Annotated in this window: 18 protein-coding genes; 9 read left to right on the forward strand and 9 right to left on the reverse strand. The window is 73.4% G+C overall.

Annotated features, from left to right (window positions below; translation table 11 throughout):
- Window positions 1-4: 4 nt before the first annotated feature.
- Window positions 5-445, forward strand: a complete 441-nt coding sequence (locus HHX35_RS02365) for a nuclear transport factor 2 family protein (RefSeq protein WP_182897350.1) — start codon at window positions 5-7, stop codon at window positions 443-445.
- Between the two features lie 147 nt (window positions 446-592).
- Here the strand turns inward: HHX35_RS02365 and HHX35_RS02370 are convergent, their stop codons facing one another.
- The 5 genes from HHX35_RS02370 to HHX35_RS02390 all read right to left on the reverse strand — a co-directional run bounded on the left by HHX35_RS02370 (window position 593) and on the right by HHX35_RS02390 (window position 7,745).
- Window positions 593-955: an ester cyclase gene (locus HHX35_RS02370; protein ID WP_182897351.1), complete on the reverse strand. Its 363-nt coding sequence runs from the start codon at window positions 953-955 to the stop codon at window positions 593-595.
- Window positions 952-2,190, reverse strand: a complete 1,239-nt coding sequence (locus HHX35_RS02375; RefSeq protein ID WP_182897352.1) for an MFS transporter — start codon at window positions 2,188-2,190, stop codon at window positions 952-954. Before HHX35_RS02375 ends, HHX35_RS02370 begins: the two co-directional genes overlap by 4 nt.
- 78 nt (window positions 2,191-2,268) lie before the next feature.
- Window positions 2,269-3,642, reverse strand: coding sequence for a hypothetical protein (locus HHX35_RS02380; protein WP_182897353.1), 1,374 nt, complete (start codon window positions 3,640-3,642; stop codon window positions 2,269-2,271).
- A gap of 123 nt (window positions 3,643-3,765) precedes the next feature.
- Complete coding sequence (locus HHX35_RS02385) at window positions 3,766-6,774, reverse strand: bifunctional [glutamine synthetase] adenylyltransferase/[glutamine synthetase]-adenylyl-L-tyrosine phosphorylase (protein WP_182897354.1); 3,009 nt, start codon at window positions 6,772-6,774, stop codon at window positions 3,766-3,768.
- A gap of 269 nt (window positions 6,775-7,043) precedes the next feature.
- On the reverse strand, window positions 7,044-7,745 hold the full coding sequence (locus HHX35_RS02390) for a type 1 glutamine amidotransferase (protein ID WP_182897355.1): 702 nt from the start codon (window positions 7,743-7,745) through the stop codon (window positions 7,044-7,046).
- Window positions 7,746-7,814: 69 nt separating this feature from the next.
- On the opposite strand from HHX35_RS02390, the gene HHX35_RS02395 reads away from it, so the two are divergent.
- Window positions 7,815-8,672, forward strand: a complete 858-nt coding sequence (locus tag HHX35_RS02395; RefSeq protein WP_182897356.1) for an alpha/beta hydrolase — start codon at window positions 7,815-7,817, stop codon at window positions 8,670-8,672.
- A gap of 4 nt (window positions 8,673-8,676) precedes the next feature.
- On the opposite strand, the gene HHX35_RS02400 is transcribed toward HHX35_RS02395, so the two are convergent.
- Window positions 8,677-9,249, reverse strand: coding sequence for an ABATE domain-containing protein (locus HHX35_RS02400; protein ID WP_182897357.1), 573 nt, complete (start codon window positions 9,247-9,249; stop codon window positions 8,677-8,679).
- A gap of 81 nt (window positions 9,250-9,330) precedes the next feature.
- Here HHX35_RS02400 and HHX35_RS02405 point away from each other — a divergent pair, with 81 nt between their 5' ends.
- Both HHX35_RS02405 and HHX35_RS02410 read left to right on the forward strand, forming a co-directional pair.
- Window positions 9,331-9,819: a DinB family protein gene (locus HHX35_RS02405; RefSeq protein WP_182897358.1), complete on the forward strand. Its 489-nt coding sequence runs from the start codon at window positions 9,331-9,333 to the stop codon at window positions 9,817-9,819.
- Complete coding sequence (locus tag HHX35_RS02410) at window positions 9,816-11,006, forward strand: MalY/PatB family protein (RefSeq protein ID WP_259404686.1); 1,191 nt, start codon at window positions 9,816-9,818, stop codon at window positions 11,004-11,006. The genes HHX35_RS02405 and HHX35_RS02410 overlap by 4 nt, the downstream gene beginning before the upstream one ends.
- A gap of 121 nt (window positions 11,007-11,127) precedes the next feature.
- On the opposite strand, the gene HHX35_RS02415 is transcribed toward HHX35_RS02410, so the two are convergent.
- Entirely contained in the window at window positions 11,128-11,898 is a 771-nt protein-coding gene (locus HHX35_RS02415; protein ID WP_182897359.1) for a hypothetical protein, read from the reverse strand.
- A gap of 160 nt (window positions 11,899-12,058) precedes the next feature.
- Window positions 12,059-13,420: a type I glutamate--ammonia ligase gene (gene glnA, locus HHX35_RS02420; RefSeq protein WP_139578245.1), complete on the reverse strand. Its 1,362-nt coding sequence runs from the start codon at window positions 13,418-13,420 to the stop codon at window positions 12,059-12,061.
- A gap of 246 nt (window positions 13,421-13,666) precedes the next feature.
- On the opposite strand from glnA, the gene HHX35_RS02425 reads away from it, so the two are divergent.
- Complete coding sequence (locus HHX35_RS02425) at window positions 13,667-15,754, forward strand: sensor histidine kinase (RefSeq protein ID WP_182897360.1); 2,088 nt, start codon at window positions 13,667-13,669, stop codon at window positions 15,752-15,754.
- Here HHX35_RS02425 and HHX35_RS02430 read toward each other — a convergent pair whose 3' ends face one another.
- A complete protein-coding gene (locus HHX35_RS02430) occupies window positions 15,755-16,717 on the reverse strand; it encodes a DUF5937 family protein (protein ID WP_182897361.1) in 963 nt (320 codons plus the stop codon).
- A 73-nt stretch (window positions 16,718-16,790) separates the two neighbouring features.
- On the opposite strand from HHX35_RS02430, the gene HHX35_RS02435 reads away from it, so the two are divergent.
- From HHX35_RS02435 to HHX35_RS02450, 4 genes are all read left to right on the forward strand, one after another.
- Complete coding sequence (locus tag HHX35_RS02435) at window positions 16,791-17,996, forward strand: MFS transporter (RefSeq protein WP_310738855.1); 1,206 nt, start codon at window positions 16,791-16,793, stop codon at window positions 17,994-17,996.
- A 71-nt stretch (window positions 17,997-18,067) separates the two neighbouring features.
- Window positions 18,068-20,092: a sensor histidine kinase gene (locus tag HHX35_RS02440; RefSeq protein WP_182897362.1), complete on the forward strand. Its 2,025-nt coding sequence runs from the start codon at window positions 18,068-18,070 to the stop codon at window positions 20,090-20,092.
- Window positions 20,093-20,173: 81 nt separating this feature from the next.
- Window positions 20,174-21,652, forward strand: a complete 1,479-nt coding sequence (locus tag HHX35_RS44455) for a BTAD domain-containing putative transcriptional regulator (protein ID WP_182897363.1) — start codon at window positions 20,174-20,176, stop codon at window positions 21,650-21,652.
- Window positions 21,653-21,702: 50 nt separating this feature from the next.
- The gene (locus HHX35_RS02450; RefSeq protein ID WP_182897364.1) at window positions 21,703-23,451 is read left to right on the forward strand and encodes an NAD+ synthase; all 1,749 of its coding nucleotides are present in this window, start codon (window positions 21,703-21,705) and stop codon (window positions 23,449-23,451) included.
- Window positions 23,452-23,490: the final 39 nt, after the last annotated feature.

The following is a 23,490-nucleotide window of genomic DNA, read 5'->3' on the forward strand; positions in this document are numbered from 1 at the left end:
AGCGATGCCCACGCAACGCGAAGAAGACGAAGCCAGGATCAGGCGGCAGATCGGCAGGATCGTCGAAGGGATCCGGGCCAAGGATCTCGAATGCCTGAGGCGGCTCTACGCGACGGACGTCGTGTCCTTCGACGTCGAGCCGCCGCTGCAGCATGTGGGGATCGACGCGAAATTGAAGAACTGGGAGAGGGCGTTCGCGTTCTTCCAGGACGTGGATTACGAGGTCCGCGACCTGACCCTCACCGTGGGCGACACGGTGGCGTTCGGTCACTGCTTCGGCCGGCTCAGCGGCACGCTGAGGAACGGGACCGCGACGAGCGGCATGTGGGTCCGGGGCACTTTCTGCTTGCGGAAGACCGACGGCGACTGGCTGATCGCGCACGACCAGGTCTCCGTGCCGCTCGACATGTCGAGCGGCAAGGGAGTGACCGACCTGGAGCCCTGACGGGTCGCGGAGGTCCGGGACGCCTCGGGCGGCGCCGCCCGCCGAGCCGCCGACCTGGGTTCCCAGGCCGGCGGCGCGGCGGTGCCGCTGCGGTCGCGGCCCTCCATCGGCTACCCGCAGGGCAGCGGGATGCGGATGCGTCGCCGATCACCCGCCGATGTCGCGGTAGGTCCACATCTCGGCGAGCAGGCCGTCCTGTACGCGGATGAGCCAGACCAGAGGGGTGCCGTCCGCGTCCTGGCCGCGGCCGGCGTTCCCGACTACCGCCACCAGATCGCCCTCCCCGAGGACGGCGACGATCCGGAACCGGAGGTCCGGCTGCGCGCCGCGGATCCGCTCGACCGCCTCCCGCACGCCCCGCGGCCCGGCCACCTCGGGATGCGCGTGATCGCGCCAGTCCGGGCTCAGGATCTCCTCGGCCGCCGAGGTGTCGCCGGTGTTCCACATCTCGAAATAGCGCGTCGCGAGCCGCCGGGGAGACCGCGGCTGGTCGTCGTCCATCATGTTCATCTCACATCCACGGTGCGTACGGGTGACAGGAACAGCAGGAGCGGCCACAGCAGGGTCGCGCCGCCCAGGATGATCAGGGCGGGGCGCAGGCCGATCCAGGCGCCCAGGGCGCCGGCCAGGAGCGGCCCGAGCGGCAGCAGGCCCGCCTGCATGAACTGGGTGGAGCCGTTCATCCGGCCGAGCATGCCGGGCGGGCACAGCAGCTGGCGCGCGGTCTGGGCCGCGGTCGCCTGGACCATCCCGGCGGCCGTCAGGAAGGTGAAGACCAGCCCGACGGTCCACTGGCCGGCCAGGCCGGGCGGCACGAGCGGGGTGACCAGCTCGAAGGGGGCCGACAGCAGGGCGCCCAGGACGATCACGCGGCCCATGCCGAGCCGGGCCGTCACCCGCCGGGCCACCATGCTCCCGGCGACCCCGCCGATCAGGCTCAGGCCGTAGACGAGCCCGGCCGCCCGGGCACTCCAGCCCAGCTCCCGCACGACGTAGAGCAGCCACATAGAGCTGATCCCGCGCAGCAGCACGGCGCTGACCGCCCCGGAGAGGGCGAGCACGCGCAGCACCGGCTGGGCGAGCACGAACCGCAGCCCCTCGGCGATCTCGCCGAGGAAGCGCCCGCGATGCGGGGTGCGCTCGGGCTTCGGCTCCCGCAGGCGCATCGACGCCAGGGCCGCGGCGCTCACGGCGTACGAGAGGGCGTCCGCGGCGACCGCGCGGGCGGCGCCGACGAGGCCCACCAGGAAGCCTCCGACGCTCGGCCCGGCCATTTCGGCCAGGCCGCGCGCCGTGTTCATCTTGGCGTTGGCGTCGGAAAGCCGGTTCCCGCCGAGCAGCACCGGCGTCAGGCTGCCGGCCGCGGTGCCGAAGACCACGCCGAGCGCGCCGACGACCAGGGTGACCGCGTAGAGCTGGGCCATCGTGACCCGGCCCGCCACGGCGGCGATCGGCACCGACGCCATGGCCAGCGCGGATCCGGCGTCGCAGGCGATCATGAGACGCCGCCTGCGGTGACGGTCGGCCAGCACGCCGGCCGGGAGCGAGACGACCAGCGCCGGCAGCGTGCTCATGGCCCCCAGCACCGCCACTTCGAACGTGGTGGCGCGCAGCCCGGCGACCGCGACCATCGGCAGGGCGATCCAGCTGATCTGCGAGCCGAACATGCTCACCGTGTGGCCGCTCCACAGCAGCATGAAGTCCCGGTGCCGCCACAGCGACCCGGCCTGCCCTCGCCCACGCACCCGGCCGACCGTACGCACGGGGATCGGCCGCCGCAACCGGATATCGCGGCCTCACACCGCGGCGTGCGGTGCGGCCGGTCAGGAGGGGGTGGAGCCGGAGGTCCGGGCGCGCAGGCCGCTCACGCGGCGCAGGATGTCCCACCAGAACGGCGCGCCGAACAACAGGGCGATCAGCGTGATGAGGAACCCCGGCCAGTGGCCCGGCGACGTGAGGCGCTGCCACCAGTCCCCGCCGTGCCAGGCCCACGCCGGGCCGTCGGCCGCGTCCATCGTGACGCTCACCGGGGCGTACGTGAAGATCTTCACGAAGGCCGGGGTGCTCAGCACGTCGGTGACGCACGCGTACGGGTCCTGGCCCGGCTCGCACTGCTCACGCAGCGGTTCCAGCGCCTGGGGGCCCGACTGGCCGAAGGCGGTCACCGCGCTGCGGTAGGCGTTGTCGCGCAGCAGGGTCTTGCCGTACTCCAGGGAGTCCATGCTGAACACCAGCGTCACGACGAGGCCGAGCGCGACGAGGACCCAGCGGACGTAGCGGCGGTAGAGCAGGCTGAGCCGCTCCATCTCGCCGTCGAACCAGTCCTCGACACCGCGGCGGAACGCCTCCAGGTCGTGGCTCGCCCTGTCCCACACGGCCTTGAGCGGCCGGGAGAAGGGGCTCTTCAGCGCGTCGAGGTCCCGCATGAGAGCCTCCACGCCGCCGTGCTCGGTGGCGATCTCCATCACGGCGACGGCGAAGCGCGCGGGCGGGATGTCGGCGATGCTCGTCCTTCCGCGCTTGGCGTGGTCGATCTCCTGCAGCCGTTCGTGGAGCAGTTCGGCCATCGACTTGCCCTGGTCCGGCGGCAGCACGCCGCCCGCCGCGCCGACCGCAGCCGGGTCCACCGCGAGGACGGCGACCTCCTCGGGATCGGCCTGTCCGGCGGGGTGGGCGGGGTCCGCCGGCGCGCCCGCCGCGACCTCGGCCGAAGCCGTCGTCTCCCCGGCCGTCGTCTCCCCGGCCGCCGTCTGCTCGGCGGCCATCTGCTCTGCGGCCATCTGCTCGGCGGCCACGGAGTCGGCCGCGGCGGCGAGCGGCGGGCTCTCCACGGGCGGCGGCTGCTGGCTGAACGCGGGCCGCGGGTCCCGGCCGAACGGCAGCCGCGCGAACACTCCCAGCACGCTGGCGGGCAGGCGTGAGCGGCCCTCCTCCGGCGACGCCGCCTGCGTCAGCGGCGTCCGGGCCTTGCGGCCGAACCTCTTGAGCGCGTCCAGGATCCGGTCGAGCCGGGAGGTCCCGTCCGCCGTCTCCGCGCCGTCGAGGGTGTCGCGCAGGTACGCCCACAGGAACTTGCTGCGGATTCCGAGCAGCCTGACGATTCCCTCGTTGATGCCGCTGACGAGAAGCGACAGCAGCAGGAAGGCCAGGATCAGCCCGATGGCCAGGTCTGCGTAATACGAGATCAAAAAGATCACCCGCACCCGTTGATACACGTTACGGGCTGCGATGGCAACGCTCCGATCCGCATACATATACGTCATACGGAACAAGCCGCGCGCCAAGGCGGCAATCACCCTCGCTCGGGCTCTTGCCCGGACTCAGTCCTCGTAGAAGACGCGCTCCACCACGGCCCTGGCCCTCCGCGTGGCGCGCCGGTAGTCCTCCACGAAGTCCTCGGTGCCCTCGGGCGGATAACCGAGCGCCCGCGCGAGCAGCACGCGCTCCTTGACGGGGGTGGGGATGCTGTCGGCCGCCCGGCCGCGCACCAGCATGAGGGCGTCGCGGATGCGCGAGGCGAACAGCCACGCCTGCGCGAGCACCTCCTCGTCGGCCGGGTCGAGCAGGCCCTCCCCCGCCGCCGCGCGCAGCGCGTCGAGGGTGCGCGTCGTACGCAGCGCGGGTACGGCTCCCGCGTGCCGCAACTGGATGAGCTGGGCCACCCACTCCACGTCGCTCAGCCCGCCCCTGCCGAGCTTGGTGTGCAGGGCCGGGTCGGCCCCGCGCGGCAGCCGCTCGGCCTCCATGCGCGCCTTGAGCTTGCGGATCTCGCGTACGGCGTCGGCGGAGATGCCCTCGGCCGGGTAGCGCAGCGGCTCGACGAGCGCGACGAACTCGCGGCCGAGTTCGGCGTCGCCCGCGCAGAACCGGGCCCGCAGCAGCGCCTGGGCCTCCCAGTGCGAGGCCCAGCGGTCGTAGTAGGCCCGGTAGGAGGCGATCGTGCGCACGAGCGGCCCCTGCCGCCCCTCGGGCCGCAGCCCCGCGTCGATCTGCAGTGGCGGGTCGGGAGCGGGCAGCGCGAGCAGCCTCCGCGTCTCCTCGGCCACCGCGTGGGCGGCGACGGCCGCGTCCCGCTCGGCCGCCCCGTGCAGGGGCGCGTGCACGAACATGACGTCGGCGTCGCTGGCGTAGGAGCTCTCCAGGCCGCCCAGGCGGCCCATGGCGATCACGGCCATCCGCGTCGGGAACGGGGCCCGCCGCTCCAGCGTGACCTTGTTGATCGCCGTGTCCAGCGCCGCCTGGATCGTGACGTCGTTCAGCGAGGAAAGGGCCTGGCCGACCTCCTCGATGTCGATCAATCCCGACAGGTCGGCGCAGGCCGTACGGAGCAGTTCCCTGCGGCGCAGTGCCCGGACGGCGGCGACGGCGGTCTCGGCGTCCTCCGCGTGGCGGCCCACCGCGGCGGCGGCCTCGGCGGCGAGCGTCGCGGCGGGCCGTACGGCCAGCTCGGCGGGCGAGCCCAGCATCGCGACGGCCTCGGGGGCGTGCAGCAGCAGCCCGGTGACGTACTTGCTGGTGCCGAGCAGGTGGGCGAGGCGGTCGGCCGCGGCGGTCTCGTCGCGCAGCAGGCGCAGATACCACGGCGTGGTGCCGAGCTTGTCGCTCACCTGGCGGAAGCCGAGCAGGCCGGCGTCGGGGTCGGGGGCGTCGGCGAACCAGCCGAGCATGACCGGCAGCAGCGTCCGCTGGATGGCCGCCCGGCGGGAGACTCCGCTGGTGAGCGCGGCGATGTGACGCAGCGCGCCCTCGGGGTCGGCGTAGCCGAGCGCCTCCAGCCGCGCGGTGGCGGCGGCCGTGGACAGGCGGGCCTCGGTCTCCGGCAGCCGGGCGACGGCCTGCAGCAGCGGGCGGTAGAACAGCTTCTCGTGGAGCCGCCGCACCTCCAGCGCGTGCCGCTTCCAGGTGGTGGTGAACTCCCCCACCGGGTCGCTCGTCATGCCCAGCCCCCGGCCGAGCCGCCGCAGGTCGGCGGTGTCCGAGGGCACCACGTGGGTGCGGCGCAGCCGGTGGAGCTGGAGCATGTGCTCGACCTGGCGCAGGAAGGTGTAGGCCTCGGCGAGCGCCTTGGCGTCGTCGCGCCCGACGTAGCCGCCCCTGGAGAGGGCGGCGAGGGCCGACAGCGTGGCCCTGCGGCGCAGCAGCGGGTCGGAGCGGCCGTGCACGAGCTGGAGGAGCTGGACGGCGAACTCGATGTCCCGCAGCCCGCCCGGCCCGAGCTTGATCTGCCGGTCGGCCTCGCCCGCGGGCACGTGCGCCTCCACCCGGCGGCGCATGGCCTGCACGTCCTCCACGAAGTTGGGCCGGGCGGCGGCCTGCCAGACCAGCTCGTTGACCGCGGCGACGTACTCCTGGCCGAGCTCCAGGTCGCCCGCGACCGGGCGCGCCTTGAGCAGCGCCTGGAACTCCCAGGTCTTGGCCCACCTGCGGTAGTAGGCCAGGTGGCTTTCCACACTGCGCACGAGCGGGCCCATCTTGCCCTCCGGGCGCAGGTTGGCGTCCACCTCCCACAGCGCACCCTCGGGGGTGCTCGCCGAGCAGGCCCGCATCATCCCCTGCGCGAGGCGCGTGGCTGCCTGCAGCGCCTTGGTCTCGTCCACGCCTTCCTTGGGCTCGGCCACGAAGACGACGTCGACGTCGGAGATGTAGTTCAGCTCGCGGGCCCCGCACTTGCCCATGCCGATGACGGCCAGCCGCACGTCGCCCGCGTCGGCCACGTCGGCCCTGGCGATGGCGAGGGCGGCCTCCAGCGCGGCCGAGGCGAGGTCGGCCAGCGCGGCGGCGGCCTCGGCGAGGGTGCACTCGCCGGTCACGTCCCGCATGGCCAGGTGCAGCAGGCGGTTACGGTAGGCGACGCGCAGCGCCGCCATCGCCGGCCCGGACGTGCCCGGCCCGGCGGTGCCCCCTTCGGCCCCGGGCTCGGCCACGGGCTCGGCCGCGTCCGGGTCCGCCCCGACCGCGAGCAGCATCTCCTCACGCAGGTCGCCGAGCGTGGGCCACCGCGTCCACTGGATCGACGGCAGGCACTCCGGGTGCCGTACGACGTGCTCGCCGAGCGCCGCGCTGAGCCCGAACACGCCGAGCACCCTGCGGCGCAGGTCCGGGTCGGCGCGGAACGCCCCGAGCACGCTCGGGTCCCGCTCCACCAGACGGCTCAGCGTGGTGAGCGCCAGATCCGGGTCGGCGGCCCTGACGATGTCGTCGAGCAGCGCGAAGTCGCCGACCGCCTCGGGGCCGAGCTCGTCGAGCAGCCGTTCGGCCCGCGCACCGTCGGCGAATCCGAGCGCCGCCAGGCGCCCTGCCGTCGTCTGTATCCGAGGCGCGGCGTTCACCGTTCCTTCCTCCACCCCGACGTCGATCACGTCGGCCCCCCGAGACGAACCTTCCCAGTAACCGTACACATGGGTCGGAAGCCTCCTCGCAGAGATCGGCCCCCTACCGCGGAACCGACCTTGGATGTCGCCGCCCGGCACCTGCCGGGCTCAGCGCACACGCTAACCCTCCGCGTTGTGCACGTCCTTAGCGGTTTCTCTGCGTAATCGGCCCATCACGGGTTTTCTCCGCGCGCCCCTCCGCCCATCTCGGCCCGTGTCAACCCATGTCAGCTCCGGGTGAGCTGCGCCGCGAACGCCTCGGCCAGCGGCCTCCAGGTGCGCTCAAGCTCGTCTCCGGCCGCCTCGACCCGCGCGTTCAGCTCCTCGGCCCGCTCGGACGGCAGTTCCCCGCCGCCGGTCCAGGAGGCGAAGATCGCGGGCGTGGCCTCGGGATGGAACTGCACGGCCCAGGCCCGGTCGCCGAGCCGGTACGCCTGGTTGGCGTACCGCGCGCCGGTGGCCAGCCGTACGGCGCCCTCGGGCAGGGTGGTCATGGCGTCATAGTGGTACTGGATCGCCCGGACCGGGCCCGACGGCAGCGCCGACAGCAGCGGGTCGGCGGCGGCCTCGGGCAGCGGCTCGATCTCCCCCAGGCCGATCTCCAGGCCCGCGTCGCCGCGCTCGACGGTCCCGCCGCACGCCATGGTCATGAGCTGGGCGCCGAGGCAGATGCCGAGCGTCGGCACGCCCTCGTCCACGGCGCGGGCGATCAGGTCCCTGGTGGCCGGCAGCCAGCCGTACCCCTCGTCGTCCCAGGCCGCCGCGGAGCCGCCGAGGACCAGCAGCCCGCCGGCGGCGCGTCCGGGCACCGGCTCCCCCTTGTACGGCCGGACGACCTCGGCCTCGGCTCCGGCGGCCTCCAGCCACCCCGCGAAGAAGCCCAGGCCCGCGTCGGCCTCGTGCTCGATGACGATCAGACGTTCACCCATATGGGAGAGCTTAAAGACACATATCGGGACAGGCGATACCTGAGAGGGTCGTACCGTACAGTCCGAACCATGAACATCGATGAGGTCGCCGTCCCCGGCGGACGGCTGCGGATCGCCAGGTTCGGCGGCGGTCCCCGCCTGATCATCGCGGCGCACGGCATCACCGCCTCCCTCATGTCGTGGCGGGCGGTGGCCGAGGCGCTGCCGCCCGGCTGGTCGCTGATCGCCGTCGACCTGCGCGGGCGCGGCCACAGCGCCGATCTGCCCGGCCCCTACGGCCTGGACCGGCACGCCGAGGACCTGGAACGGGTCGCCGAGCACGTGGGCGCGGACGGCACGAGCGTGCTCACCGGGCACTCGATGGGCGCCTACGTCGCGGCGCTCCACGGTGCGCACCGGCGCTACGCCCGGGTGGTGCTCGTGGACGGCGGCCTGCCGCTGCCGCTGCCGCCCGGCGCCGACCCCGACGAGGTGCTGGAGGCGACGCTCGGACCGGCCATCGTCAGGCTCTCCCAGACCTATCAGAACGTGGACGCCTACCTCGACTTCTTCCGCGCCCATCCCGCGCTCGCCGATGACTGGTCCCCGCTCATCGAGGAGTACGTCCGCTACGACGCCACCGGGCCGGACGGCGCCGTCCGCTCACGCGCCCGCGAGGACGCCGTGAGGCAGGACGGCCGCTGGCTGCTCACCGAGCACGAGGCGGTCGGGACGGCGCTGAAGGCCGTCGAACCGGCGCCGCTCCTGCTCCGCGCGCCGCGAGGGCTGCTGAACCAGGACGTCGGGATGCTCCCGGACGACCTCACCGCACGGTGGGCGGCGGAACTGCCCGGCCTGCGCGACGAGGTCGTGCCGGACTGCAACCACTACACGATCCTGTTCGACCCCCGCTGCGCCGCGGTCGTGGCCGCCCGCCTCACCGGATGAGCGCTCATCCCTTCTTGCGGGAACGGTAGCTGGCGGCCTTGACCCGGTTGCCGCACTCCTCCATGCCGCACCAGTGCCGGGTGCCGCCCCGTGAGCGGTCGACGAACAGGCGGGTGCACTCGGTGCGGGCGCACTCCCGCACCCGCACCGAGGACACCCCCGAGGACACCCCTGCGGACACCCCGGCGGGCATTCGCGATAGCAGCGTGGCGGCCGACCGGGCGACCTCCGCGCCGATCTCCGCCGCGCCTCCGTCCCGCGCCAGACCGCCGGGGCCGAGCGTCAGCCGCGGCGGCGCGGCGGAGGCCGCCCGGTTGAGCACGCCGAGATCCTCGCCGGGCCAGGGACGGCCGTCCAGCGCGGCGGCGACGAGCCGGTAGACCGCCTCGCGCAGGCCGAGCAGCGTGCGCAGATCCTCGCCGTCGAGCGGCGGCTCCCCGGTGAGCACGCCCGCCTCCACCGACCATCGGGCCAGGTCGCCGGGGGTGCGCAACAGCTCCTCCGCGCGGGTACGGCGCCACTTGAGCGTGCCGGCGAAGTCCAGTGCCAGATTCCCGCCGACGAAGACGAAATCCACGTCACCACCTTGGCAGGTGACATCGGGGTGCTGCAAGCACTATCGTCACCCCCTGAACCAGTGACGCCATCGGAGGTCGCGGTGATCGACGAAGACGACTACCTCTACTTCGCCTGCCGGGCCCTCGACGGGATGACCGGCATCGTCGCCGAGCTGGGCGACGACCTCGCCAACGTCCGGCCGCCCTTCCCCGGCGCGAACTCTCCCCACGCCCTGCTCACCCACTGCCTCGGCGTGGTCTCGTACTGGGCGGGCGCACTCGTGGCGGGCCGTGAGGTGGTCCGGGACCGCGACGCGGAGTTCGCCGCCGCCGGGCCCGCCGGGCCCCTGCTCGAACGGGCCGCCGCCGTACGCGACCGGCTGGCGGTGGACGTGCGGGCCGCGCGGCCGGCCGAGCCGCTGCGGGGCACGCCGCCCGCCGCGTTCCTCGGGCCCGCTCGCGAGCTGACCCAGGGGGCCGCGCTCCTGCACGTGTACGAGGAGCTGGCCCAGCACCACGGCCAGATGGAGATCCTGCGCGACTGGATCGTCGCCTCCGCGGCCGGCTCCGGAACGAAAGGACGATCATGACCCGTGACCCCTTCGCCCACGTCGACGTCGACCGGCTGCGGTCCGGGTACGGCGTCAAGTGGGGCTCCCTGGCGTCCGGCGTCCTCGGCGCGTGGGTCGCCGACATGGACTTCGGCGTGCCGCCGGCCGTACGGGAGTGCGTGATCCGGCTGGCCGAGCGGGAGGACTTCGGCTATCCGTTCTGGCGGGGCGAGGATCCGGTGGCCGAGGCGTTCGCGGAGCGGATGGCCGCGCGGCACGGCTGGACGCCGCGGCCGGGGCGTGTCCGCGTCCTGACCGACCTGATCCAGATCCTCCAGGTGATGGTCGAGCACGCCACCCGGCCCGGCGACGGGGTGGCGATCCACGTGCCGTCCTATCCGCCGTTCCTGGCGAGCATCGCGCGGGCGGGGCGCCGGATCGTGCCGCTGCCCATGACGCGAACCGCGAACGGCTGGGGCTTCGCGGCCGAGGGGCTGGCCGACCGGCTGCGGGCGGCGGGCTGCCGGATGCTCGTGCTCGTCAACCCGCACAACCCGACCGGACGGGTCTTCACGCGGGAGGAGCTGGAAGCGCTCGCCGAAGCGGCCGAGGAGCTGGACCTGGTCGTCGTCTCGGACGAGATCCACGCCGACCTCGCCTACGCGCCGCACCGCCACGTCCCGTTCGCCTCGCTCGGGCCCGCGACGGCGGCACGGACGATCACCGCGACCTCCGCCACGAAGACGTTCAACATCGCCGGGCTGCGCTGTGCCGTCGCCCACGTCGGGCACGACGGCGTGTGGGAGGCGCTGTCGCGCATGCCGTACGACTACTTCGGCACGCCGGCCGTCGTGGGCCGGGCGGCCACGGTCGCGGCGTGGCGGGAGTCGGCGGACTGGCACGCCGGCCTGATGCGGACGCTGGAGCGCAACCGGCGGACGGTCGAACGGTGGGCCGCGGACCTGCCGTGGGACCTCGGCTACCACTCGCCGCAGGCCACCTACCTGAGCTGGTTCGACTTCACCGGCACGCCGCTCGGGGGCGTCGCCCCAGCCGAGCGCCTGGAACGCGAGGCGGGGGTCAAGCTGGCCGAGGGCGCCGAGTTCGGGCAGGAGACGCCGGTGGACACCGCCGGGTTCGCGCGGCTCAACTTCGCCACGAGCCCCACGGTCCTGGACGAGATCCTCGGCCGCATCACGGCGGCCGTGTCCTGCGGCTCGTCCTGAGCGAGGCTCCGCCGGCCGGTGGTCGCGAATCCCCGGGACCATCCGGCCGGCGCCGCGTCGGCTTCCGGGGCGTGTACCCCGGTGTCACGTACGGCAGGGCGGGATCATCGGCAGGACCGGGTCACTGGCGGGGCAGGATCCAGGTCGCCTTGGCGGCGGCGACGAGCGCGCCGTCCACCTCGTAGACCGCGCTCGTGCCGAACAGCTTGCGGCCGTCGCGGCCTTCCGCCCGGGCCACGACCGAGTATCGGCCCATCGGGTAGACCCGGCGGAACACCTGCCCGGTCAGCCGCCCGAGCAGCGGAGGCTGGATGGGCCGCCGGTCCGGGAAGCTGCGGTAGTGCGCCCATCCGGTGGCGCAGTCCAGCGCCGCCCAGACGATCGAGTCGGGGACCACGCCCTGCTCGTCGGTCACGTTGAACGGCACCCGCCAGCCGGCGGCCACGAGCTCGCCGCCCTCCGCGGGGTCCTCCACCGGGTCCTTCACCGGGCCGGGGAAGATGCGCAGCCCGTCGCCCGGCTCGCGCAGCCCGCAGGCGAAGCAGCCCGCGATCGCGTGGCCGTGCCTGCCGGGGAAGCCCGCCTCCGCGCGGGCCGCGTCGGTGAACCGCACGAACGGCGGCGGCGTCAGCGTCTCGGCGACGGGGATCGCCTCGACAAGGTGGCCGTCGCCCTGGCTGAGGACGACGGCGTTGCCGACGTGCTCGACCGACAGCGCGGTCTCCAGCGGGACCGGTCTGCGAAGGGTGACCTCCACCGGCGAGTCGTGACCGCCCCCGGTCAGCGTGCCGGCGAGAGTGCCCGCGATCCAGCCGCCGTTGGCGGTGCCCTCGGGCCCTCGGAAACGCTTCGGTACGGTCAGAACGGTCTGCAGCCCCGCAGCCGCCGTCATATGGCCCACGCCCTCCCTGAGTCACGTCTTGATACGGCTCACCCGTAAAAGTCGTAACAAGTGAACCGATTTTACTGTTCCGGCGTAGGGACCAGCCAAACAGACGGGAGTGTCAGAAAGATTTGCAGGCTGTAACACCGCGGTGACGGAGTGACCTCCGTCAGAGCACGGGCAGGTAGCGGCCGAGTTCGTACTCGGTCACCTGACGGCGGTAATCCTGCCACTCCGCGCGCTTGTTGCGCAGGAAGTAGTCGAAGACGTGCTCGCCCAGCGTCTCGGCGACCAGCTCGCTGTGCTCCATCGCCGCGATCGCCTCGTCCAGCGACTGGGGCAGCGGCTGGATGCCGAGCGCCCGCCGCTCCGCGCTGGTCAGCGCCCACACGTCGTCCTCGGCGCCCGGCGGCATCTCGTACCCCTCCTCGATGCCCTTCAGCCCGGCGGCCAGGATGACGGCGAAGGCGAGGTAGGGGTTGCAGGAGGAGTCGACCGACCGGAACTCGATGCGGGTCGAGCCGCCCTTGTGCGGCTTGTACATGGGCACGCGCACGAGCGCGGAGCGGTTGTTGTGCCCCCAGCAGATGTACGCGGGGGCCTCGCCGCCGGCCCCGGCGATCGCCTCGGCGCCGCCCCACAGCCGCTTGTAGGAGTTGACCCACTGGTTGCACACGGCGGTGATCTCCGCCGCGTGCCGGAGCAGGCCGCCGATGAACGACCGGCCGATCTTGGAGAGCTGGTAGTCGGCGCCGGGCTCGTAGAAGGCGTTGCGGTCGCCCTCGAACAGCGACATGTGCGTGTGCATGCCGGACCCGGGGTAGTCCGTGAACGGCTTGGGCATGAACGAGGCCCACACGCCCTGCTCCAGCGCCACCTCCTTCATGACCAGCCGGAACGTCATGATGTTGTCGGCGGTGGTCAGCGCGTCGGCGTAGCGGAGGTCGATCTCCTGCTGGCCCGGCGCGCCCTCGTGGTGGCTGAACTCCACCGAGATGCCCATCGACTCCAGCATCATGATCGCGTTGCGGCGGAAGTCGTGGCCCGCGCTGTGCGGGGTGTGGTCGAAGTAGCCGCCCTCGTCGATGGGCTGGGGCCTGTCGCCCTTCTCCGGCCGGTTGCGCAGCAGGAAGAACTCCACCTCGGGGTGGGTGTAGAACGTGAAGCCCATGTCGGCCGCCTTGGCCAGCGTCCGCTTGAGCACGAAGCGCGGGTCGGCGTGCGACGGCGAGCCGTCCGGCATCAGGATGTCGCAGAACATGCGGGCGGCGCCCGGCGACTCGCTGCGCCACGGCAGTATCTGGAACGTCGACGGGTCGGGCTTGGCCAGCATGTCCGACTCGTAGACCCGCGAGAAGCCCTCGATCGCCGAGCCGTCGAAGCCGATGCCCTCGGCGAAGGCGCCTTCCAGCTCGGCCGGCGCGATCGCCACCGACTTCAGGAAACCGAGCACGTCGGTGAACCACAGCCGGATGAACCGGATGTCTCGCTCTTCGAGCGTGCGGAGGACGAATTCCTGCTGGCGGTCCAAGGCGTACCTCACGGAGTTACAGGTCTGGTCGCCTACCAGTCTGCCTCCTGAGTGTTTCACAGGGGTTACGAGGGAGTGTGAGGCGGCTGTCCTGGGGATCACCGCGGACCCGGGTCGGCTACGGCGCCCGGAGGGACGGGTGGATCAGGTGACGTAGATCACAGCGAACAAAACCCATGGCGGGGTCGTCGTTGCTGTTGATCCGGCGTTGATCGGGTGTCGACCCGCGCGCCCTACCTTCCCGGCATGCCGGTGCACAACCCGAAGGAGCCCACGTCCGTGGCACGACCGCTGCTCGACTCCGCGGATCCCCGGCTCCTGCGGCTGCGGACGCTCGACTGGCCGGGCCGGGTGCGGGCGCTCGGGCCCGCCGTCGCGGTGGCGATCGCGGGCGTGGCGATCTGCCTGGAGCTCGCCGACGTCTGGGTGACCGCCCAGTTGCCCGACGCCCCCTACACGCCGCTGCCGTTCGCGCCCGAGGACGTGGCGGGCACCACGTTCCCGATCTTCGGCGCGCTGCTGGTGATCTCGCGGCCCCGGCTGCTGCTCGGCTGGCTGCTGTGCCTGGGCGGCCTGGGCTCGGCCGCCAACATCCTCGCCGCCAACACGGCGACCCTGCTCGTCCACAGCGGCGGCCATCCGCTGGTCCACCCGCTCTGGGTGTTCGCCGACGGCGTGTGGAACCTCACGACGTACGCGCTCGGCGTGCTGCTGCCGCTGCTCTACCCCACCGGGCGCATCCTGTCCAAGCGGTGGTGCGTGCCCGGGGGCGTGACCGCCACGGCCCTCGCCCTCGACTGGCTGTGCTCGCTGATCGCCCCGTCGAGCGTGCGCACCGGCTACAACGCGCTGGAGGTGGCCGCCTTCGCGCCGTACTACCAGGGCACCCGGCAGGTGATGCACGCGGTCGTCGCGGTGGGCATGGCGCTGGCGTTCTCCTCGCTCGTCGTCCGCTTCAACCGGGCCGACGGGATCGAGCGCCGCCAGATCCTGTGGCCCCTGGTGGCCATGGCCGGGGTGGTGATCCCCTGGGTGATCGGCTATCCGGTCTGGTGGACCGCCTCGCTCACGCTCCCGCTGGTGCCGGCCGCGATCGCGGTCGCCGTGCTGCGCTACCGGCTGTACGGCATCGACACGCTGATCAGCAGGGCCCTCGTCGGGGCGGGCCTGGTCGGCGTCGTGGCCGCCGTCTACGTGCTCGTCGGGGCGGGCTCCAGCCTGATCCTGTCCGGCGTCGACCGGTTCGCCGGCCTGGCCGCGGCCCTGTTCGCCGGGGCGTTCTTCCATCCGATCCGGGGCGGCCTGCAGCGCCTCGTCGACCGCGCGCTGTACGGCAGGGGCGGCGACCCGTTCGCGCTCGCCGCCGGGCTGCGGCGGCGGCTGCAGCACGCCGACCCCGCGCACGCCCTGCTGGCCGCCCTGGAGGTGCTGCGCGAGGGCCTGTCGGTCACGGGCATGGCGGTGGAGATCGACGGGACGGTCACGACGAGCGGACGGCCCGGTCCCGTGGCGCGGGAGGTGCCCCTGGTCTGGCACGGCGAGCCGGTCGGCCGCCTGCTCATCGGCCCGCCGGGCGGGCGCCGCTTCCCCGCCGCCCACGACGAGCGCGTGATCGCGGTGCTGGCGCCGTACGTCGCCGACGCCGCGCACACGGTGTCGCTGACCACCGCGCTGCAGCGCTCCCGCGAGCGCATCCTGACGGCCCGGGAGGAGGAGCGGCGGCGGCTGCGCCGCGACCTGCACGACGGGCTCGGGCAGACGCTGGCGTCGATGGCGATGACGATCAACATGGCGCGCCACAGCCTGGAACGGTCCCCGGAGACGGCCGACACCCTGCTGCGGGACCTGCGCGAGGGCATGAACAGCGTCACCGCCGACGTCCGCCAGCTCGTGTACGGCCTGCGTCCGCCCGCGCTCGACGACCTGGGGCTGGCGGGAGCCGTACGGGCCCTGGCGGAGGAGGCGCGCCCCGGCCTGGCCGCCGGCGGGGAGTCGGTCGCGGAGGTCGAGGTGACCGGGGACATGGCCGGGCTGCCCGCCGCCGTGGAGGTGGCGGCCTACCGGATCGTGCAGGAGGCGCTGACCAACGTGCGCAAGCACGCGCGGGCCCGGCGGGTGCGGGTGGTCCTGCACAGGAACGGCGAGCTGCGGGTCGTCGTGACCGACGACGGCGTGGGACTGCCGCCGGGCCGCAGGTCGGGTGTGGGCATGAGCTCGATGGCCGAGCGGGCGGCCGAGCTGGGCGGCACCTGCGCCGTCACCTCCGGACCCGGCCGCGGCACGACGGTCACGGCCCGGCTGCCCGCCGTGCCCGCCCCGCCCGACCTGGGCTGATCAGCAGACGGCGGCGAGCGACTCTCCGACGGGTGTCCGCCGGTAGAGCACCTCGCGGCCGAGCCGCCGCCGAGCCACCAGGCCCGCGTCGGACAGCACGGCGAGATGCTGACTGACCGCGCCCGGCGTGAGGCCGAGCCGCCGGGCGAGCCCGGTGGTCGAGCCGGGCTCGGCCAGCGCGGTGAGCACCTGCGCCCGGGTGCGGCCGATGAGCGCGGCCAGCGCCTCGGGCGTGCAGGGCGTGCCGTCCGACCACAGCGTCCCGACGCCCCGCGCCGGGTAGCACAGCATCGGCAGGTAAGGCTCGTACATCACCCAGACGTCCGGCCAGGAGAAGGCGCTCGGCACGAGGACGAGGCCGTCCCCGCCGAGGTCGCCGTCATAGTCGCAGCTCTTGGCCGTGACGAGCCGGTCGCCGTGCCAGGCGACGCCCGGATGCAGGTCGGCGAACAGCTCGCGCACTCCCCCGGCCGCCAGCGTGCGGGCCCGCCACATGACGTCGGCCTCCAGCAGCGCGCGGATCCCGGGCCAGAACTCCTCGAACGCGACCGTCCAGTACGCCCGCAGCTGGTCGGCCACCCTCCGCACGCCCTCCGCCGGGTCGTCGGCGAACCGCCGCAGCGCCGCGGGATCGGGCGTCTGCACCCACACCATCTCCTCGTACGCCGTGGTGGGCGGCGTGGCGCGCACCCGCTCCAGCTCGGCGGCGAAGTCCGGCAGCGGGGTGTCGGGCGGCGGGGTGAGGAAGTCGGGTATGTAGCCGCTCACCGGGACCAGCGCGAGCAGATCCCTGAGATCCACCTCACGCAGGCGCGGCCGTACGGCCCGCAGCCACGGCAGGTGCAGCGAGTGACGGCCGGGGGCGCGCAGCACCCGGAGGCTGGCGACCAGCTCCCACATCGGGGAGAACGCGAAGCGCAGCCGCGCCACGTCGTCCGGCGTGAACCGCCACTCCACCGCCACGGCCGTCCCCCCATGTTTCAGCCAGGGCTAAAAGATTGGCACGGGACGTCCCCATTGTCCAAGGGTGGACGCCGTGACCACTGTGATCAGCAGGACCGGCTTCATCCAGTCGAAGGTCGGCGGCCTGCCCCGTCCGTTCTGGGTGCTGTTCGGCGGATCGTTCGTCAACCGGCTCGGCACGATGGTGGAGCCGTTCATCGGCATCTACCTCACGCAGGCGCGCGGCGTCTCCCTCGCCACCGCGGGGCTGGTCATGACGATGTTCGGCGTGGGATCGCTGCTGTCGCAGCCGGTCGCCGGATGGCTGGCCGACCGCCTCGGGCGCCGGGTCACGCTCACGGGCGGCATGGTCGCCACGGCCGTCACCATGATCGCGCTCGGCTACACGACCAGCGTGCCGGGGCTCGTCGTGGGCATGCTCGTGCTGGGCATCGTGGTGGACGCCTACCGGCCGGCGTCGCAGGCGATCGTCGCCGACCTGGTGCCGCCGGAGGACCGGCCCCGGGCGTTCGGCCTGCTGTTCTGGGCCATCAACCTCGGTTTCTCGGTCGCCATGGTGGCCGGCGGCTGGCTCGCCCGTTCGGGCTTCACGGTGCTGTTCTGGGTCGACGCCGTCACCTGCCTGATCTTCGGCCTCCTCGTCTGGCGGGCCATCCCGGAGACCCGCCCGGCCCGCGAGGACGCGCAGCCCGGCCGGTTCGCCGACGTCCTGCGCGACCGCCTCATGCTGGCCTTCGTGCTGGGCAACCTGGCGTACGCGCTGGTCTACCTGCAGGCGTACAGCACGCTGCCGCTCGCCATGACCGGGCAGGGGCTGCCCACCAGCGCGTACGGCATGGCGATGGCGGTCAACGGCCTGCTGATCGTGGTCGTCCAGCCGCTCACGAACTCGTGGCTCGCCAGGTTCGACCCGTCCAGGGTGCTCGCGGCCGGGTTCGCGCTCGTCGGGCTCGGGTTCGCGCTGACCTCGCTGGTGTCGTCTGCGGCCGGGCACGCGGCGGCCGTGGCCGTCTGGACGCTCGGCGAGGTGCTCACGGCCGGGATCCCCGGGGCGATCGTCGCGACGCTCGCGCCGCCCCACCTGCGCGGGCGCTACTCGGGCCTGTACGGCCTGGCCTGGTCGGCCGGCTCCCTGCTCGCCCCCCTGGTGGGCACCCGGCTGCTGGCCGCCGCCCCCGGGCTGGTGTGGCCCCTGTTCGGCGGCCTCGGCCTGCTCGCGGCGGCGGGCCAGCTCCTCATCGGCCGCGCCGTCCGCCGCCGCGCCGCCCAGACGGTCTAGCTCCGCCGGGACTCACGCGCTGGCCGTTTCCTGGCCAGAACGGAACGGGACAGGACATAATCCATCGCAGGATGGACGAGAACCCCCCTGCCTTTCCCGCGCGGGCGGTGGCCTGGGCGATGGCGGCCGTGGCACTGGTCCTGACCCTCGTGGGGGTGCTGGTCCAGGTCCGGATCCCCGCGGAGTGGCAGCCGCACCCCCCGTTGACGCCGGACTTCGGCGTCGCGCTCACGTTCCCGCTCACGGGAGCGTTCCTGGTGTCCCAGCGGCCCCGGCTCAGCACAGCCTGGCTGATCTGCGTGGGCGGCCTGCTGGGGTCGGGCAACGTGGCCTTCACGGCGCTGATGTTCCACTGGGCTTCGCAGGGCGACATGGGAGCGGCCATCACGGCCCGGGCCGTCCAGTTGATCTGCTGGGCGGTGTCGGGCCTGCTGCTGGCGGTCATGGTTCCGCTCTACTCGCCCACCGGGGCGCTCCCCTCCCGCGGCTGGCGCGTGGTCGTCGCCGCCGGCGCCGTCACCACCCTCGCCGAGCTGGTCCTGGGCCTGCTGCGGCCCGACCCCGACCCGGCCGCGTACGACTGGCCGGCGGTGATCCACAACCCGCTGCAGGTCAGAGGCCTCCTCCCGTACTACGGCACGGCGTGGAACGTGCTGCAGTACGTGATCCAGGTCTGTGTGGTGCTGGCACTGGCCTCGCTCGTGCTCCGGCTGCGGCGCGCCGATCCCGTGACGCGGCGGCAGATCGCCTGGCCGCTGTCCATCTTCGCCGTGTACGTGGCGCTGTACCTGCTCGGCCCCGCGCTGTGGCTGCCCGCGACGCTGTGGACGGCGCTCATCCCGTTCGGGATCCTCTTCGCGGTGCTGCGCTACCGGCTGTACGGCATCGACACGGTGATCAGCCGGACGTTCGTCACCGCCGGGCTCCTGGGCACGATCAGCGCCGTCTACTTCGGGGCCGGGGCGGTCTCCAGCCTGGTCCTGTCCGGGTACCACCAGGTGGGCGGCCTCGCGGCGGCGCTGTTCGCCGGTGCGTTCTTCCAGCCGCTGCGCCGCGCCCTGCAGCGGGTGGTCGACCGCGCGCTCTACGGCAGGGTGGGCGATCCGGCGCTGCTCGCCGAGCGGCTGACGCAGGAGGTGCGGCGGGCCGACCCCGGCGAGGCGCTCGCGTCGGTGGTGACGGTCGTGCGCGAGGGCCTGGCCGTGGACGGGGTCGCCGTCGAGATCGCCGACGGCAGGCCGCGATACGTCGAGAGCGGCCAGGTCGGGCCGTCGCCGCGCGAGGTGCCGCTGGTCTGGCACGGCGAGCCGGTGGGCCGGCTGCTCGTCGGCCCGCCGGGAACACGGCGGTTCGCCCCCGCCCACGACGAGCGGGTGCTCTCCACGCTGCTCCCCTACGTGGCCGACGTGGCCCATGCCGTGCGGATGGCCGCCGACCTCCAGCGCTCGCGCGAGCGCATCCTCGCCGCCCGCGAGGAGGAGCGCCGGCGGCTGCGCCGCGACCTGCACGACGGGCTCGGCCAGACGCTCGGGGCGATGGCGATGACGATCAACTTGGCCAGGATCAGCCTGGCCAAGTCGCCGGACACGGCCGACGACCTGCTGCGGGACCTGCGGGTCGGCATGGACGCGGTGGCCGGCGACATCCGCGAGCTCGTGTACGGCCTGCGGCCCCCGGCGCTCGACGACCTGGGGCTGGAGGGAGCCGTACGGGCGCTGGCGGAGGAGACGCTGCCCGCGGGGACGGACGGCGTCGAGGACGTCTCGGTGCGGGTGGACGGCGATCTCGCCGGGCTGCCCGCCGCCGTGGAGGTCGCGGTGTACCGCATCGTGCAGGAGGCGCTGAACAACGTGCGGCGTCACGCGCGGGCCACCCGCGTCGAGGTCCGCGTCACGCGTCCCCCGGCCGGGGACGGCGGCGGCGAGCTGCGGGTGACGGTCGCCGACGACGGCATCGGCCCGCCCGCCCGGCTGCGCGCGGGGGTCGGCATGTCGTCGATGCGCGAGCGCGCGGCCGAACTGGGCGGAAGCTGCGTGGTCGCCGCCCCCGACACCGGCGGCACGGTCGTCGAGGCTCGGTTCCCGCTCACCGCCTGAGTGCCCGCCGCCCGCCTCGTGACCCAACCGAGAGGCGCTCGGCACGACCGGGAGTGCCACTGCCTCTACGCTTACCGTGCGATGGTGACTTTTCGTGCTCTTGGGCCGTTCGAAGCGATTACCGGTGGCGAGACGCTCGACCTGGGCGGCCAGCGGCAACAGGCCGTGCTCGCCCGGTTGCTCGTGGCCGGAGGGCGCGCCGTACCGGTGAGCGTGCTGATCGACGAACTGTGGCCCGGCGAGCCGCCCGCCCAGGCGTTGTCCACCATCCAGGGGTACGTCTCCCGGCTGCGGCGGGCGCTCGAACCGAACCGCGCGCCGCGCGAGGAGGCCGGCGTCCTGGTGTCGGCCCCGCCCGGCTACGCGCTGCGGGCGGACGTCGAGGACGTGGACTCCTGGCACTTCGAGCACCTGGTCAAGAGCGACCACGAGGGCCCGGCCGCGACGCTGGAGCGGATGGAGACGGCCCTCGCCCTGTGGCGCGGACCCGCGCTCGCCGGGTTCCAGGAGCTGGCCTGGGCGCAGACCGAGGCCACGCGACTGGACGAGCTTCGCCTGCTCGCCGTGGAGCGCCGCGCGGACGCCGCGCTGCGACTGGGCCGCACCGGCCCGATGATCCCCGACCTGGAGGCGCACGCGTCGGCGCACCCGCTGCGGGAGGAGGCCTGGCGGCTGCTGGCGCTCGCGCTCTACCGCGCCGGGCGGCAGGGTGACGCCCTCGGCGCGCTGCGCCGGGCCCGGGAGGCGCTGCGCGACGAACTCGGGCTCGACCTCGGCCCTACCTTGCAGAGGCTGGAGCAGGACATCCTCGTGCAGGCCGAGCATCTGGACGCCCCCGAGCCGGCCGCCGGCGGGCCGCTGAGCGGGCACGGTGTGGAGCCGTCCACGCTGTCCGTGCCGGGGGTGGCGGCCCTGCGCGTGCTGATCGCCGACGACCAGGCGCTGGTGCGCACCGGTCTCAAGGTGATCCTCGACAGCGAGCCGGGGCTCGACCTCGTCGGAGAGGCGGAGAACGGCGAGCAGGCGATCGCGCTCGTCCAGTCGGCGCGGCCCGACGTGGTGCTCATGGACATCCAGATGCCGCGCCTGGACGGCCTGGCGGCGGCCCGGCGGATCCTCGCGGCGGAGGCGCCACCGAAGGTGATCATGATGACCACCTTCGGCACCGACGAGAATCTCTACGCCGCGCTGCGAGCCGGAGTGAGCGGCTTCGTGCTGAAGACCTCCGCACCCGAGCAGCTCATCGCGGCGGTCCGGGCGGCCGTCGCGGGCGACGCGCTGCTCGACCCCGCGGTCACCACGCACCTCATCGCGGCCTTCGCCGGGCGGCGCGACCCGGCGGCGCCGGAAGGCCTGTCCGACTCCGACATCGACCTGATCAAGCTCGTCGCCCGGGGCTTCACCAACCGGCAGATCGCGATGACGCTCGCCGTGCCGGAGCAGGAGGTCGCCGACGAGGTCACGGCGCTGCTGCGCGGCCTCGGCCTGGTCGACCGCGCCCAGCTCGTGGTCCTGGCGTACGAAAGAGGGCTGGTCAGCCCCGGGTCGCCCGGCGCCTGACCCTTATCGTCGCTTTGACGACAAAGAATCGGACACCTTAGGGTGGGACCGTGGCTCAACTGCGTATCGCTCTCGCCCAGACCAATCCGGTCGTCGGTGACATCGCCGGCAACGCCGACATGCTCGTCGAGTGGACCCGCAGGGCCGCCGAGCGCGGCGCGCACCTCGTGGTGTTCCCCGAGATGTTCCTGACCGGCTACCCCGCCGAGGACCTGGTGCTCCGGTCGTCGTTCGTGGAGGCGTCGATCACGGCGCTGTCGAAGGCGGCCACGCGACTCGCCGACGAGGGTCTCGGCGACCTCCCCGTCGTGGTGGGCTACCTCGACCGGGCCGACCTCGCCCCGCGCGTGGGACAGCCCAAGGGCGCCCCGCTCGACGCGGTCGCCCTGCTCCACGAGGGCCGCGTGGTGACGAAGTCGGCCAAGCACCACCTGCCGAACTACGGGGTGTTCGACGAGTACCGCTACTTCGTGCGCGGCGACCGCCTGCCGATCTTCCGCCTGCACGGCGTGGACGTCGCCGTGGCCGTGTGCGAGGACCTGTGGCAGGACGGCGGTCCCGTCTCGGTGGTCGCCGAGGCCGGCGCCGGCCTGCTCGTCGTCCCCAACGGCTCGCCGTACGAGACGAACAAGGACGACGTGCGGCTGGAGCTGTGCGCGCGGCGGGCCCGTGAGGCGGGCTGCGCGCTCGCGTACGTGAACATGGTCGGCGGCCAGGACGAGCTGGTCTTCGACGGCGACTCGCTCATCGTGGACGCCTCCGGGGAACTGGTCGCCCGCGCGCCGCAGTTCGAGGAGGACCTGTTCGTCACCGACCTGGAGCTCCCGGAGGGCACGGGCGAGCTCGGCGAGTCGCGCCACGACGCGCACGACGGCACGGTCATCACGGTCGAGCGGGTGCTGCTGTCGGCCGCGCCGGTCGAGCCGTACGAGCCGGAGGCGCCGGTCGTCGCCGAGCGGCTGGACGACCTGGCGGAGATCTACAACGCGCTCGTGCTCGGCGTGCGCGACTACGTCCGCAAGAACGGCTTCCGGTCGGTCATCCTCGGCCTGTCCGGCGGCATCGACTCCGCCCTCGTCGCCACGATCGCCGCCGACGCCGTCGGGCCCGAGCGGGTCCACGTGGTGCTGATGCCCTCGCGCTACTCCTCGGACCACTCGATCACCGACGCGGAGGAGCTGGTGCGCCGCCAGGGGGTCGGCTCCCAGGTCGTCCCGATCGCCGACATCGTCTCGGCGTTCGAGAAGGAGATCGAGCTGCACGGCCTCGCGGCAGAGAACCTGCAGGCCCGCGTGCGCGGCATGCTGCTGATGAGCCTGTCGAACGAGCACGGCCACCTGGTGCTGACCACCGGCAACAAGAGCGAGCTGGCCACCGGCTACTCCACGCTGTACGGCGACTCGGCGGGCGGGTTCGCCCCGATCAAGGACGTGCTCAAGAGCGTGGTCTGGAAGCTCGCGGAGTGGCGCAACGCCCAGCCGGGACAGCCCCCGATCCCGGAGAACTCGATCACCAAGGAGCCGAGCGCGGAGCTGCGGCCGGACCAGCGCGACACCGACTCGCTCCCGCCGTACGAGGTGCTCGACCGGCTGCTGCGCGACTACGTCGAGCGGGACATGGGCCGCGACGAGCTGGTCGCGGCCGATCACGACCCCGAGCTGGTCACACAGATCATCCGCCTGGTCGACCTGGCCGAGTACAAGCGCCGTCAGTACCCGCCGGGTCCGAAGATCACGCCCAAGAACTTCGGCCGCGACCGCCGCCTGCCCATCACCACCCGCTGGCGCGAGCGCCTCTGAACGCGCACGTCGCGGGTGCGGGCCTGAGATAAGAATGCC

The organism is Microbispora sp. H10830, assembly GCF_014161375.1.
In the GTDB taxonomy this organism is placed as follows: domain Bacteria; phylum Actinomycetota; class Actinomycetes; order Streptosporangiales; family Streptosporangiaceae; genus Microbispora; species Microbispora catharanthi.